Annotated in this window: 14 protein-coding genes; 8 read left to right on the top strand and 6 right to left on the bottom strand. The window is 63.8% G+C overall.

Going from position 1 to position 12691, the window contains the following annotated elements; genetic code table 11:
* The first annotated feature begins 100 nt into the window (after positions 1-100).
* From adk to LV28_RS29350, 3 genes are all read left to right on the top strand, one after another.
* Positions 101-766: an adenylate kinase gene (adk, locus tag LV28_RS29360; protein WP_023594554.1), complete on the top strand. Its 666-nt coding sequence runs from the start codon at positions 101-103 to the stop codon at positions 764-766.
* 125 nt (positions 767-891) lie between these two features.
* On the top strand, positions 892-1650 hold the full coding sequence (locus tag LV28_RS29355; RefSeq protein ID WP_023872129.1) for a 3-hydroxyacyl-CoA dehydrogenase: 759 nt from the start codon (positions 892-894) through the stop codon (positions 1648-1650).
* 169 nt (positions 1651-1819) lie between these two features.
* Complete coding sequence (locus tag LV28_RS29350) at positions 1820-2314, top strand: Mpo1 family 2-hydroxy fatty acid dioxygenase (protein ID WP_023594552.1); 495 nt, start codon at positions 1820-1822, stop codon at positions 2312-2314.
* Positions 2315-2472: 158 nt separating this feature from the next.
* Here LV28_RS29350 and LV28_RS29345 read toward each other — a convergent pair whose 3' ends face one another.
* Positions 2473-3339, bottom strand: coding sequence for a SirB1 family protein (locus LV28_RS29345; RefSeq protein ID WP_025250371.1), 867 nt, complete (start codon positions 3337-3339; stop codon positions 2473-2475).
* A 76-nt stretch (positions 3340-3415) separates the two neighbouring features.
* Positions 3416-4966 carry a murein biosynthesis integral membrane protein MurJ gene (gene murJ / locus LV28_RS29340; RefSeq protein WP_023872130.1) on the bottom strand — a complete coding sequence of 517 codons (1551 nt, stop codon included), beginning with the start codon at positions 4964-4966 and terminating at the stop codon, positions 3416-3418.
* Positions 4967-5145: 179 nt separating this feature from the next.
* Between murJ and rpsT the strand changes: the two genes are divergently transcribed.
* The gene (rpsT, locus tag LV28_RS29335; RefSeq protein WP_023594549.1) at positions 5146-5418 is read left to right on the top strand and encodes a 30S ribosomal protein S20; all 273 of its coding nucleotides are present in this window, start codon (positions 5146-5148) and stop codon (positions 5416-5418) included.
* A 329-nt stretch (positions 5419-5747) separates the two neighbouring features.
* On the opposite strand, the gene LV28_RS29330 is transcribed toward rpsT, so the two are convergent.
* Entirely contained in the window at positions 5748-6062 is a 315-nt protein-coding gene (locus tag LV28_RS29330) for a DUF3579 domain-containing protein (RefSeq protein ID WP_023594548.1), read from the bottom strand.
* 352 nt (positions 6063-6414) lie between these two features.
* Between LV28_RS29330 and argF the strand changes: the two genes are divergently transcribed.
* The 3 genes from argF (at position 6415) to LV28_RS29315 (ending at position 9517) form a co-directional block, all read left to right on the top strand.
* Positions 6415-7341, top strand: a complete 927-nt coding sequence (gene argF / locus LV28_RS29325) for an ornithine carbamoyltransferase (RefSeq protein WP_023872131.1) — start codon at positions 6415-6417, stop codon at positions 7339-7341.
* A gap of 454 nt (positions 7342-7795) precedes the next feature.
* The gene (gene ppnP, locus LV28_RS29320; RefSeq protein ID WP_038621491.1) at positions 7796-8119 is read left to right on the top strand and encodes a pyrimidine/purine nucleoside phosphorylase; all 324 of its coding nucleotides are present in this window, start codon (positions 7796-7798) and stop codon (positions 8117-8119) included.
* An 87-nt stretch (positions 8120-8206) separates the two neighbouring features.
* Positions 8207-9517 (top strand): patatin-like phospholipase family protein, encoded by a 1311-nt coding sequence (locus tag LV28_RS29315; RefSeq protein ID WP_023594545.1) that lies wholly within the window; start codon positions 8207-8209, stop codon positions 9515-9517.
* Here LV28_RS29315 and murB read toward each other — a convergent pair.
* Complete coding sequence (murB, locus tag LV28_RS29310; RefSeq protein WP_038618552.1) at positions 9507-10523, bottom strand: UDP-N-acetylmuramate dehydrogenase; 1017 nt, start codon at positions 10521-10523, stop codon at positions 9507-9509. The two genes, LV28_RS29315 and murB, sit on opposite strands and share 11 nt — an antisense overlap.
* Before the next feature lie 186 nt (positions 10524-10709).
* Between murB and LV28_RS29305 the strand changes: the two genes are divergently transcribed.
* Positions 10710-11195: a YajQ family cyclic di-GMP-binding protein gene (locus LV28_RS29305; protein ID WP_023594543.1), complete on the top strand. Its 486-nt coding sequence runs from the start codon at positions 10710-10712 to the stop codon at positions 11193-11195.
* A 93-nt stretch (positions 11196-11288) separates the two neighbouring features.
* On the opposite strand, the gene plsY is transcribed toward LV28_RS29305, so the two are convergent.
* Positions 11289-11891 (bottom strand): glycerol-3-phosphate 1-O-acyltransferase PlsY, encoded by a 603-nt coding sequence (gene plsY / locus LV28_RS29300; protein ID WP_023594542.1) that lies wholly within the window; start codon positions 11889-11891, stop codon positions 11289-11291.
* Between the two features lie 188 nt (positions 11892-12079).
* Positions 12080-12574, bottom strand: a complete 495-nt coding sequence (gene ybaK, locus LV28_RS29295) for a Cys-tRNA(Pro) deacylase (RefSeq protein ID WP_023594541.1) — start codon at positions 12572-12574, stop codon at positions 12080-12082.
* Positions 12575-12691: the final 117 nt, after the last annotated feature.

The following is a 12691-nucleotide window of genomic DNA, read 5'->3' as shown; positions in this document are numbered from 1 at the left end:
TTGGCCGGTCAACGGACCCGCAACCCGCTGCCGATCGCCGGGAAATGTCTGCCTGCCGCACGCACAGCATTCACAAATCACAAACTTTCAGGAGTCATCGATGCGTCTGATTTTGTTGGGGGCACCCGGGGCCGGCAAGGGCACCCAAGCCACGTTCATCAAAGAAAAATTCGGCATCCCGCAAATCTCGACCGGCGACATGTTGCGCGCCGCGATCAAGGAAGGCACCCAACTCGGTCTCGAGGCCAAGCGTTTCATGGACGCCGGCGATCTCGTGCCGGACGCCGTGATCATCGGCATGGTGCGTGAGCGCCTGACGGCCGACGACTGCAAGAACGGTTACCTGTTCGACGGCTTCCCGCGCACGATCGCGCAAGCCGAAGCCATGAAGGAAGCGGGTGTGGCCATCGACTACGTGCTCGAAATCGACGTGCCGTTCGACGAGATCATTACCCGCATGAGCGGCCGTCGCACGCACCCGGCCTCAGGTCGCACGTATCACGTCAAGTTCAACCCGCCGAAGGTGGAAGGCAAGGACGACGTGACGGGCGAGCCGCTCGTGCAGCGCGACGACGACAAGGAAGAGACGGTGAAGAAGCGTCTGGCCGTGTACGAATCGCAGACCAAGCCGCTCGTCGCCTATTATTCCGATTGGGCCAAGCACGGCAGCCAGGGCGCAATCGTCGAGGCGCCGCAATATCGCAAGATCTCCGGCCAGGGCAGTGTGGACGAGATCCGTGCACGCGTGTTCGACGCGCTGAAGTAAGCGCGCCAACGCCTGTGGTCGACGACATGGCCCGGCCCTGTCGACGCCGCGCAGGCGACCGCAACGCCATGAAAAAGGCGGCCAGTGCAGACTTGGCCGCCTTTTTTGCCAAAGGAGGATGACGCATGGAAATTCAGGGCAATGTGTTTCTGATCACCGGTGGCGCCTCGGGGCTCGGCGCGGCGGCAGCGCGATGGCTCGCCGGGCTCGGGGCGAAAGTCGTGCTTGCCGACGTGAACGTCGCCGAAGGCGAGGCGCTCGCGGAAAAGCTCGGCGGCAAGTTCGTCAAATGCGATGTGACCCGCGAGGATGACGGCAAGGCCGCCGTCGCCACGGCGCAAGCGCTCGGCACGTTACGAGGTCTCGTCAATTGCGCGGGCATCGCAATCGGGAGCAAGACCGTGGGCCGCGACGGCCCACACCCGCTCGACGCTTTCTCGCGCGTCATCCAGATCAACCTGATCGGCACCTTCAACATGATTCGCCTCGCCGCCACGGCCATGAGCCAGGGCGAGCCCAACGGCGAAGGCGAGCGCGGCGTGATCGTCAATACCGCTTCGGTCGCTGCCTTCGACGGCCAGATGGGTCAGGCCGCGTATGCTGCGTCCAAGGGCGGGGTCGCGAGCCTGACGCTGCCCGTCGCACGTGACCTGTCGCGCAGCGGCATCCGCGTGATGACCATCGCCCCCGGCATCTTCGAGACGCCCATGATGCTCGCCATGCCCGCCGAGGTGCAGGCGTCGCTTGGCCAGATGGTGCCGTTTCCGCCCCGACTCGGGAAACCGTCGGAGTACGCCATGCTCGTGGAGCAGATCGTGCGCAACCCCATGCTCAACGGCGAAGTCATCCGTCTGGACGGCGCGATCCGGATGCAACCGAAGTAAGCACCCGCGCGAGGCGCGCGATCCCCGGCGCACCTTGACGCACCGCAACACGCCATCACCCGGACTGTGACTACAATGGAATGCCGATCGCCACCGCGCTCGGTCCCGACGCCGGACGAAACACCGGCGCCCTCGTGTTCTTCCCGTCCCCCCGAGGCAGGAGGCTGGCATGAAATCACTGGCGCAACAGATGTCGTTCTACCAGCGCTATCACCGCAGTCCCAAGAACCGTCTCACGCATTTCTTCGGCGTTCCCATGATCATCCTTGCCGTGATGCAGGCGCTGTCATGGGTGCCGCTAGGCCCGAGTGGACTGAATCTGGCGCACGTGGTCATGCTGGTGCTGCTGTCGTACTACTTCATTCTCGACGTTCCCCTCGCACTGGCGATGACAGCGTTCTTCGCCGTATTGCTGGCCGTGACGCAACATCTCGCACGCCTGCCATGGACGTGGGCGCTCGCGGTGTTCGGGGTCCTGTTCGTGGGCGGCTGGATCATTCAGCTGATCGGCCATCATTTCGAAGGACGCAAACCGGCGCTGCTCGACAACTTCTTCCAGATCTTTATCGCGCCCATGTTCCTGATGGCCGAAGTGTTCTTCCATTTCGGCTACAAGCCCGGACTGCAGCGACGCGTGCAGGAGCTGGCCGCGCAGTCCGCCTGACGCCCGTCACCGGCACTTCCCGGCTCCCGGCCCCCGCTCGCCGCGCAACGCTGCGGGGGCGGGAGGCTCGCGAAAAGCAAAACGCCAGTCGATGCCGACTGGCGTTTTTTTCGCGGTGCAGGACGAAACCGGCGTGCGCCAGTCGTCGGTCATCGGCGTCAGCCATGACCGCCGGGACGTCGACTCAGATCGTCGAGCACTTGCCGGATGGCGTCGCCGTCCTCCGCCTCTGGACGCGTACTCAGGTAGTACTCGAGATCGTCCTGCGCCGGACGTACCAGCCCGAGCCGGGCGTACGCCAACCCCCGGTCGCGTTTTTCGACGGGATGGTCAGGCAGCACGAGCACCATGCGCTCCTGCACCGCCAGCAAACGCTCCCAACGCTCGTTCTGCGTGTAGATGGCCCGCAGATTGCGCAGCATCCTGGCGAGGATTTCACGCGGCGTGGCGGGCTCCAGAAACGGGTGGAGCAATGCCCATAACGCTAACTCCTGAATCGGCTCGGCACTTTCGTCCCGGTAGTGCTTCAGATATGGCTCGACCATTTCGAGCAAACGCTGCGGCGAGAGCGAATTGCCGGAGAGCGGGTCGATGACCACGTCGCCGGCCGGCACCGCCAGGCGCAACAGAAAATGTCCGGGGAACGACAGGCCGCGCAGCGGCAGGCCAATCTGATGCCCGATCTCCATGCACAGCACCGCCAGCGAAATCGGAATGCCGCGCCGGCGGTCCAGCACGATGTGCAGATGGCTGTTGTCCGGGTCGTAGTAGTCGTTCTGGTTGACGGCGAACCCGAGTTCGCGAAAGAAAAAATGGTCCAGCAACTGGAGCTTTTGCAGCGGCCCGGCGTCGGGCGGCAACCGCCGTGACAGGCGTGCGGCGAGCGCGTCGATCTGGGTAAGCGTGCCCTGCACGTCGAGGTCGGGATAGACGTCCTGCGCGATGGCAATGGCCGCCTCGGTGAGCGGGAGGCCGTCGTCGGACGCGACCAGCGCAGCAAAATATTCGAGAATTCGATTCGCCATGCGGTATCCGTGAATGCTGCCGTGCCGCAGCCGTCAAGCCTCCGGCCATCGCCCGTCGGGTCCTGGCGGGACGCGATCAACGCGTGCGGCGGCGGAAGAACGAGAAGTTGAAACCCATGAGGAATAATGCCCCGAAATACACCACGGCGCATAGCACCAGGCTCGCGCCGAGCAACGCGATGCGCGAGAGCGGGCGCGCGCCGAGCGCAACCCAGTCGAAGCTTTGCGTGAACCACAGCAGCGTGCCGGCCAGAATCAGGCAGGCGGCAAGCAGTTGCACGAAGAACAGGCGCCAGCCAGGCGCCGGACGGTAAATGCCGCGTTTGTAGAGCCCCGCGAACAGCAGCGCGGCGTTCATGCAGGCGCCCACCCCGATCGACAACGACAGACCGGCGTGCGCGAACCAGCGCACGAACAATACGTTCGACAATTGGGTGGCGACGAGTACCACCACGGCGATCTTCACCGGCGTCTTGATGTCCTGCTTGGCATAGAAGCCCGGCGCGAGAATCTTGATGAGAATCAGGCCGACCAGTCCGACGCCGTAGGCCGTGAGCGCGTGTGCGGTCATCACGACGTCGGTGGCGTCGAACCGTCCGTATTGATACAGCGTGGCGGTCAGCGGCTCCGCGTAGACGAACAGCCCCACCGCACTGGGCATCGCGAGCAGGAACGTCAGCCGAAGTCCCCAGTCCAGCAGGGCGGAATATTCCGCGGCATCGCCGTCGGCGTGGGCGCGCGACAAGCTCGGCAGCAGGATCGTGCCCAGCGCCACACCCAGCAACGCCGTCGGGAATTCCATCAGGCGATCGGCATACGCGAGCCACGAAACGCTGCCCTGCGCGAGCCGCGAGGCAATGTTCGTGTTGATGATGAGGCTCACCTGAGCGACCGACACGGCCAGCGTGGCCGGCACCATCTTCGCCAGCACGCGCTTGACCCCAACGTTGCGCAGCGCGGCGGCAATATTGAGGGTGATGCGCGGAATCATGCCGATGCGTGCGAGCGCCGGGAGCTGGATCAGCAGTTGCAGCACGCCGCCCACGATCACGGCATAGGCCAGCGCGTAAACCGGCGTCTCCAGGTGCGGCGCCACCCACAGCGCGGCCACGATGGAGCTGACGTTGAGCAGCACCGGCGCGAATGCCGGCATCGAAAACTGCCGCCACGTATTGAGCACCCCGGCGGCCAGCGTCGTAATGGAAATGAGCGTGATGTAAGGGAACATCACTCGCGTCATGAACACCGCGGCGTCGAACGTGCCGTTTTCGCGCGACAGGCCCGTCGCCACCGCGTAGACCACCGCCGACGCGCCAAGCACGCCGGCCACGGTGATGGCCAGCAGTACCCAGAAAAGGACCGTCGTGACCGAGTCGACGAGGGTTTTCGTCTCCTGTTCGCTGCGTTGCGTCTTGAATTCGGCCAGAATTGGAACGAATGCCTGCGAAAATGCCCCTTCCGCGGACAGGCGGCGCAGCAGATTGGGGATACGGAACGCCACGTTGTAGGCGTCGGTCATGGGACCCGCGCCGAACATGCGTGCGATCAGGATTTCACGGACCAGACCGGTGATGCGCGAGAGCATCGTGAAACCGCTGACCGTAGCGAGAGCTTTGAGCAAATTCATGTTGCGCGTATTATACGCACAGCCTCGCAGCAAAGAAGTTGCAATTTCCGTTGGCCTTCGGCTATAATCGTCGGTTTCGAAGTCAATGGATTGCTTCCTGGCCACCGTGTCTCCCAGGGAGCCGAGCCAAACTGCATAGAAGCCGCATCAGGCGGAGCAATTCAAGGAATTCACCGAACATGGCAAATACCGCACAAGCACGCAAGCGCGCGCGTCAAACCGTTAAGATCAACGCCCACAACTCGGCGCTGCGTTCGCGTCTGCGCACGGCAGTCAAGGCTGTCCGCAAGGCCATCGCCGCTGGCGATCAGGCTGCCGCCAAGGAAGTGCTGCGCACTTCGGCCAAGACGATCGACATCATTGCCGACAAGAACATCGTTCACAAGAACACCGCCGCTCGCCAGAAGAGCCGCCTGTCGGCCGCCATCAAGGCGATGTCGGCTGCTGCGTAAGCCAGCGAGACACGACCTGTTGCTTGCCGGTTCCGACTACGGTCGGGACACTAAAAAGCCCGCTTCGCGCGGGCTTTTTTCTTTTCCGGCGCCAAACGTCGTATCAGCGCGGCGATCGGCCCCTCCCTCCATCGCGCCAGCCGGTGACAGCAAATCAACCGCACGGTACGAACGAGAGGGACGAGGCGAACGAATGGTCGGATGCGCCGCGAGCGGCGAACGACGACGACAGGACATCGGCCGGAGGGCGGCCAGAGGTGGTGGGTGGCGACGGTGAGTCAGGGCCAAAGGCCCGGCACTCACGTCTGACGGGAAACGGTCAGGGGGAATTACTTGACGTCGGGGACGATGCAGGCTTCGGTCAGTTGCAAATCGTTGTCACGCGCGAAATTCATTGCGAAATCGAAAGCCATCGGCTCGATATCGCGCAGTCGCTCGTCAACGACGACGCACTTGACGTCACCCACCATAATCGGACGCACGTAGGGGGAGTACTGCATGTATGCGTTCGGGCCGGCATTGCGTCGGCCGCAGAACGACAAGACACCGCACAGACGTTCCGCCCAGTCGCTCGGCCGGAACTTCTTGCCATCCCGGGTAATGCCCTGGATGAAATACTCGCGCGCGGAAACCTGGTCGGTCATATCGCTCAATCACCTCAAAAAACACCTGGCCAGCCGTACGCGGGTAGCGTTGCTGACAGAGACAGTATTATATCTTATATAAGACTCAAACCCGTCTCCCCACCTCAGCTGCGGACGTTTTTTTCGGTCTTGCCAGCCGTTTTTGGCTGTGCCGCAGCGGGGACGATGATACGCTTTTCGTGTGACGGCAGAACGATTTGGTAGACTAGGGTCTGTTCCCCCGAGTCCAGCAACCGGCAGAACACCTTCACGCGCCTGATCGGGGGACAGGCCTCAAGGCTTGTTCGTCGTGCCGCAAGCGAGCGAGTTCCCGGCGAACTCCCGCGAGAGCGGCCTCCAGCAGAACATCCAAATGACCACCGCCAAACCCATCAAGCATTACCTTCAGTTTTCGGATCTGACGCTCGACGAGTATGACTACGTGCTTGAGCGCACCCGCATCCTCAAGAAGAAATTCAAGAACTACGAGACGTACCACCCGCTGCACGACCGCACGCTGGCGATGATCTTCGAGAAGAGCTCGACCCGCACGCGCCTGTCGTTCGAAGCCGGCATTCACCAACTGGGTGGGCATGCCGTATTCCTGAATACGCGCGACACGCAGCTCGGTCGCGGCGAGCCCATCGAAGACGCCGCCCAGGTCATCTCGCGCATGACCGACATCATCATGATCCGCACGTTCGGCCAGGAGATCATCGAACGCTTCGCGCAGCACTCGCGCGTGCCGGTGATCAACGGGCTGACCAACGAATACCATCCGTGTCAGGTGCTGGCCGATATCTTCACGTATTACGAGCATCGTGGCCCCATCAAGGGCAAGACGGTCACCTGGATCGGCGACGCGAACAACATGTCGTACACGTGGATCCAGGCGGCCGAGATCTTCGGGTTCCAGTTCAACATTTCCACGCCGCCGGGCTACCGTCTCGATCAGGCAATGGTTGCCGAGTCGAGCCGCCCGTTCGTGCGTGAGTTCGACGACCCGCGAGAAGCCTGCAAGGGCGCCGACCTGGTGTCGACCGATGTGTGGACCAGCATGGGCTTCGAAGCGGAGAACGAAGCCCGCAAGGCGGCCTTCGCGCAATGGTGCGTCAATACGGATCTGATGCAGCAGGCCAAGCCCGATGCCCTGTTCATGCACTGCCTGCCGGCCCATCGTGGCGAGGAAGTCTCGGCGGACGTGATCGACGGCGCGCAGAGCGTTGTATGGGACGAGGCCGAGAACCGCCTGCATGTCCAGAAGGCACTCATGGAGTATCTGATGCTGGGCCGCGTCTGACGCGGTTGCGCAACGCCCGGGCCGGTACTGCCCGCCCGGGCCGCCCCTCCCGCCGCCTCGCGTTTCCCTCGCCTCACCAATCGGCCGCACGGCCGCCCTGGTTCCGCTTCCTTCCCGCTTCCTTCCCGCTTCCTTCTCGCTTCCTTCTCGCTCCGTTCCCGCCTTGTTCGGGCGACACACCTGCCCCACCGCGATCAGCGTTCCGCTATCATCCGTGACGCGCGCCCGTCCAACAAAGACGCGCGCGCTTCATCGCCGCACTGCATCGCCAGATCCCTTCGTCAGAACATTTCGGAATATGCACCAATGCGAGGCAAATTCGTTGTGCAATGCACAAAATGCTCCCGGGTGGACGCGCGAAACGTGCTAGCATGAATTCACGTCTGTCCCTCCAGGGATGGGCATCTTCACCACCTCATGCGAGTTTCCCTCGCATTCGACACCGCATTCGGTCATGACGCAAAACGCAACGCAGTTCGACAACGTTTCCGTAATCAAGCGCGCCAATACCTATTTCGACGGCAAGTGCGTTTCGCACACCGTGTTGTTCCCGGACGGCACGCGCAAGACGCTGGGCGTGATTTTCCCGGCCACGCTCCAGTTCGGCACCGATGCGCCCGAAATCATGGAGCTCACGGGTGGACGCTGCCGCATCCGCCTCGCAGGCCAGACCGAATGGCAGGAATATGCCGCGGGCCAGCAGTTTTCCGTGCCGGGCAACAGCAAGTTCGACATCGAGGTCGTTGAGACGCTCGATTACGTTTGCCACTACGGCTAACCGACTGGCCAGCATCGCGACGGCGCGGGGCAACCGGCGCCATCGCCCTCTCGGCCGGTTCAGCGCGGCCCGGCGCCGCTACTCACTATGTCGCGTCTGCCCCCCCGACCTGCCGAGGCCCTTGCCGACGATCCCGACGGCAACGCCACCGCCAGTGATCCCACCGCTTCGGCGCCCGCCGACGAGCGGGACGACATCTCGCTGCGCGCCAGCGACCCGGGCTCCGATCTCGAGCCAAGCGACGTGCCGCTGCTCCCACCGGACGGCGCCCCATCCCGCACCAGAACACGCGTCAAAAACCCGAAGGCGGCCCGCTCGCGTCGCGGCAACGCCAAACGCAAGGGAATCGACCTCGGGCTTCAGGGCGGCGGCGCGCACGGCGCCTATGCGTGGGGCGTGCTGGACAAATTGCTCGAGGACGGACGTCTCGAGTTCGAAGGCATCAGCGGCGCGTCGGCCGGCACCATGAATGCCGTGGTGCTGGCGCACGGGCTACTCGATCGCCCGGGCGTGGACCCGCGCGAAAAGGCGCGTGAAGCGCTGCACAGCTTCTGGCTGGGCGTGTCGCAGGCCGGGTCGTCGGCCACCGCATGGGCGCAAACCGTCTTCAGCTGGCTCAACGGCCGCCCCACGGAGTACCCGGTGTGGCACGACTGGATGCAGAGCATGCAACAGTGGATGATGCCGTTCTCGCAACCGACCACGGAAATCAATCCGCTGCGCACGGTACTCGAGGCCCAGGTCGACTTCGAGCGGTTGCGCGAGAGCACCGCCACGCATCTGTTCGTGTCCGCGACCAACATCCGTACCGGCAATATCCGCATCTTCCGCACGCACGAAATCACGCTCGACGTGGCGATGGCGTCGGCCTGCCTGCCGTGGCTGTTCAAGCCGGTGAAGATCGACGAAGACTACTACTGGGACGGCGGCTACCTGGGCAATCCTGCGCTCTACCCCTTCTACTACGAGACGGTGACGAGCGACATCCTGATCGTGCATATCAATCCGATCGAGCGAAAGGAGAAGCCCGTGCTGCCGGGACAGATCATGAATCGCGTGAACGAGATCACGTTCAACGCGTCGCTGCAGCGCGAATTCCGCGCCATCTCGTTCGTGCACAAGCTGCTCGACGAGGGGTGGCTCAAACCCGAGTTTCGCAAGCGTCTGAAGTACCCGCTGATCCATTCGATCCGGGCGGACAAGGCGCTTTACGACCTGTCGTCGTCGACGAAATTCGTGACCGACTGGCATTTCCTGACCACGCTGCGCGACCGTGGCCGCGAGGCGGCCGCGCGCTGGCTCGACGCACACTATGCCGACGTGGGTGTGCGCTCGAGCGTGGACCTGCGGCGCGACTACCTCCAGCGCCTGCCCGACGCCACGGCCATCAAAGCATGAGCGGTTCCGGATCGAGGCGAATGCCGAAGCGTTCCTGCACGCTCGCCTGCACCGCGCGAGCGAGCGCGACGATGTCGGCGCCGCTCGCGCCGCCGCGATTGACGAGCACCAGCGCCTGACGCTCGTGCACACCTGCGTGACCGAGCGATTTGCCGCGCCAGCCGCATTGGTCGATCAGCCAGCCGGCGGCCACCTTCCATGAGCCGTCGGGCTGCGCGTAGCCGACCGCTTGCGGTGAGCGTTCGCGCAACGCGGCGAACGTGGCGGCATCGACCACCGGGTTCTTGAAGAAACTGCCGGCGTTGCCCAGTTCGGCGGGGTCGGGCAGCTTGCGCCGACGAATGTCCACGACGGCGTCGAAGATCTGTCGCGCCGAGGGCCGTTCGATGCCGGCCTCGGCCAGCGTACGTGCCACGTCCGCGTAGCCGGTCACCGGCTGCCAGGGCCGAGGCAGGCGCAGCGTGACAGCAACGATGATGTAGCGGCCCGGCTCATGCTTGAAACAGGAATCCCGATAACCGAACGCGCACGCATCGCGCGAAAGCGTGACGAATGCCCCCGTGGCGGTGTCCAGCGCGCGCACGTGGGCAAGACGCTCGGCGAGTTCGAGCCCATATGCGCCGATATTCTGCATCGGGGCAGCGCCCAACGTCCCGGGAATCAGGGCGAGGTTCTCGAGGCCGGCACAGTCCTGCGAGAGCGTCCAGTCGACGAACTCATGCCAGATCTCGCCGGCGCCGCCGCGCACGTACCGGGCGTGGGCGTCGTCGGCAAGCCGTTCGCGGCCGCGGATGGCCATGCGAAAGACCACGCCGTCGAAATCGCGCGTGAGCACCACGTTGCTGCCGCCGCCGAGCACCAGACGCGGCAAGCCTGCCAGCTCTGGCATGGCCAACGCCTCGAGCAGTGCCGCTTCGCTGTCGATCGTCACGACGTAGCGCGCGGTCGCGGGCAAACCGAAGGTATTGAAATCGCGCAGGCTGACGTCGCGTTGCAACTGGAGCATGGAATATGGGAGAGCCAGTGGGCGCCGCCGGGACGGACGCGGGACCGACGGCTGAATTACAATGTCGGGCGAAAGAATTTTGCGCATCATTATACCGGCCGCGCGGCGCGTCCCGCGCCACCGCCGAATGCCCGCGGCATGCCCGTCGTGCCGCTCCACGAACCCTTTTCAATTCAGGAGAGCCAGATGCCATCGTTTGACGTGGTTAGCGAAGCCAACATGGTGGAGGTCAAGAACGCCGTCGATCAGGCCAACAAGGAGATCTCGACGCGGTTCGACTTCAAGGGATCGGACTCGCGCGTCGAGCACAAGGATCAGGAACTCACGCTGTTCGCCGACGACAACTTCAAGCTCGATCAGGTCACGCAGGTGCTCGTGAGCAAGATGGCCAAGCGCAACGTCGACGTGCGCTTCCTCGACTACGGCAAGGTCGAGAAGGTCAGCGGCGACAAGGTCAAGCAGGTCGTCAAGGTGAAAAAGGGCGTGGAAGGCGATCTGGCCAAGAAGATCGTGCGCCTGATCAAGGACAGCAAGATGAAGGTGCAGGCGAGCATCCAGGGCGACAGCGTGCGCATCTCGGGCGCCAAGCGCGATGACTTGCAAAGCGCCATCGCGCTGCTGCGCAAGGACGTGACCGACACGCCGCTGGACTTCAACAACTTCCGCGACTGATCGTTACGGTCGCCCGTCCCGGGGGCCAGCAGACACAAAAAACCCGCAGCTTCACTGCGGGTTTTTTGTTGGGCGTCGACCGGCCGGACCGGCTCACTTCTTTTGCCCGATGCGACTTTCCTTGCCGGCGATCAGCTTGCCGATGTTTGCGCGGTGACGATAGATCAGCAGGATCGCCATGACGATGACCGCTGGCGCATACGGCCCGAATCCAAACATGAATACGTAGTAGAGCGGCGCGAACACGGCGGCGACCAGCGCGGCGAGCGACGAATAGCGGAAAAAGATCGCGATGATGAGCCAGGTGGCGACCACGGCGAGGCCAAGGATCGGATCGATGGCGATCAGCACGCCGGCGGCCGTCGCCACGCCCTTGCCCCCGGCGAAACGCAGGAAGACCGGGTACAGGTGACCGACGAACACCGCGAGCGCGACCGCCGCGAGGCCGAAATCGCCCACACCCCACGCGTCGGCGAAGTGCTGGGCGAGATAGACGGCCAGCCAGCCCTTGAGGGCGTCGCCGATCAGCGTGAGTACGGCCGCTTTCTTGTTGCCGGAGCGCAGCACGTTCGTGGCCCCCGGATTGCCCGAGCCGTAGCTGCGCGGGTCCGCGAGGCCCATGGTGCGGCTGACGATCACCGCAAAGGGAACCGAACCCATCAGATACGCAAGGACGATAAAAACCAGTGTGGCCATGAACTTCGTGAGTGAGGAGAATTTGTGATGGGCGCCATTCTACTTGAGCGGCCCCGACGCCCCATTCTGGCAAACACGGGGTTGCGCCAGCGCGCAAAGTGCCGGGGCGACGCTCGTTGCCGCCGATGTTGGGGCGCGCTTGGCGAGCCGAGGCGCGCGACGCGTCGAATCGCCGTGGCCGGAGGCGTTCAATCGTCGCTCAAGGCGCAGTTGACCGGCTTCGCACCCAGCGTATTGAGCAGCACCGGCGGCGCAATACCGATGAGATAGCCGCGACGTCCGCCGTTGATGTAGATCTTCGGCAAGTCGAGCACCGACGCCTCGACGTACACCACCATCGCCCGCTTGGTGCCGAATGGCGACGTGCCGCCCACCATGTAGCCCGAATGACGCTGTGCGACTTCCGGCTTGCATGGCTCCACGCGCTTCGCGCCGATCTGACGGGCGAGGTTCTTCGTGGAGACCGTGCGGTCGCCATGCATCAGCACGATCAGCGGCTTGGCCTTGTCGTCTTCCATGACGAGCGTCTTGACGACGGCGTGCTCGTCCACGCCGAGCTGTCGCGCCGACTCGCCGGTCCCGCCGTGCTCGACATACTCGTAGACGTGCTCGGTAAAGGCCACTTGCTTTTGCTTCAGAAACTGCGTGGCCGGCGTTTCCGAGACATGTTTGGTCTTGCTCATGGGCGCCTATTGTAATGAAACCCGTCGTGCGTGCGGTGACATCGTGGGGCCGCGGCCACCGGGTGCCGCCGAGCGCGTGCCGCACTGCCGATGCTCGTCGGCGCTCCGAGTATTGCC

This window comes from Pandoraea pnomenusa (assembly GCF_000767615.3).
Classification (GTDB): domain Bacteria; phylum Pseudomonadota; class Gammaproteobacteria; order Burkholderiales; family Burkholderiaceae; genus Pandoraea; species Pandoraea pnomenusa.
This window is presented reverse-complemented; position numbering and strand designations above follow the sequence as displayed.

What these genes read in the sequence shown, in the direction of transcription:
- LV28_RS29330 (WP_023594548.1), bottom strand. Translation starts at nt 6,062, where the DNA reads ATGACCGACCAGGTTTCCGCGCGCGAGTATTTCATCCAGGGCATTACC.
- argF (WP_023872131.1), top strand. Translation starts at nt 6,415, where the DNA reads ATGACCACCGCCAAACCCATCAAGCATTACCTTCAGTTTTCGGATCTG.
- rpsT (WP_023594549.1), top strand. Translation starts at nt 5,146, where the DNA reads ATGGCAAATACCGCACAAGCACGCAAGCGCGCGCGTCAAACCGTTAAG.
- LV28_RS29315 (WP_023594545.1), top strand. Translation starts at nt 8,207, where the DNA reads ATGTCGCGTCTGCCCCCCCGACCTGCCGAGGCCCTTGCCGACGATCCC.
- LV28_RS29345 (WP_025250371.1), bottom strand. Translation starts at nt 3,339, where the DNA reads ATGGCGAATCGAATTCTCGAATATTTTGCTGCGCTGGTCGCGTCCGAC.
- ybaK (WP_023594541.1), bottom strand. Translation starts at nt 12,574, where the DNA reads ATGAGCAAGACCAAACATGTCTCGGAAACGCCGGCCACGCAGTTTCTG.
- ppnP (WP_038621491.1), top strand. Translation starts at nt 7,796, where the DNA reads ATGACGCAAAACGCAACGCAGTTCGACAACGTTTCCGTAATCAAGCGC.
- adk (WP_023594554.1), top strand. Translation starts at nt 101, where the DNA reads ATGCGTCTGATTTTGTTGGGGGCACCCGGGGCCGGCAAGGGCACCCAA.
- LV28_RS29355 (WP_023872129.1), top strand. Translation starts at nt 892, where the DNA reads ATGGAAATTCAGGGCAATGTGTTTCTGATCACCGGTGGCGCCTCGGGG.
- murB (WP_038618552.1), bottom strand. Translation starts at nt 10,523, where the DNA reads ATGCTCCAGTTGCAACGCGACGTCAGCCTGCGCGATTTCAATACCTTC.
- murJ (WP_023872130.1), bottom strand. Translation starts at nt 4,966, where the DNA reads ATGAATTTGCTCAAAGCTCTCGCTACGGTCAGCGGTTTCACGATGCTC.
- plsY (WP_023594542.1), bottom strand. Translation starts at nt 11,891, where the DNA reads ATGGCCACACTGGTTTTTATCGTCCTTGCGTATCTGATGGGTTCGGTT.
- LV28_RS29350 (WP_023594552.1), top strand. Translation starts at nt 1,820, where the DNA reads ATGAAATCACTGGCGCAACAGATGTCGTTCTACCAGCGCTATCACCGC.
- LV28_RS29305 (WP_023594543.1), top strand. Translation starts at nt 10,710, where the DNA reads ATGCCATCGTTTGACGTGGTTAGCGAAGCCAACATGGTGGAGGTCAAG.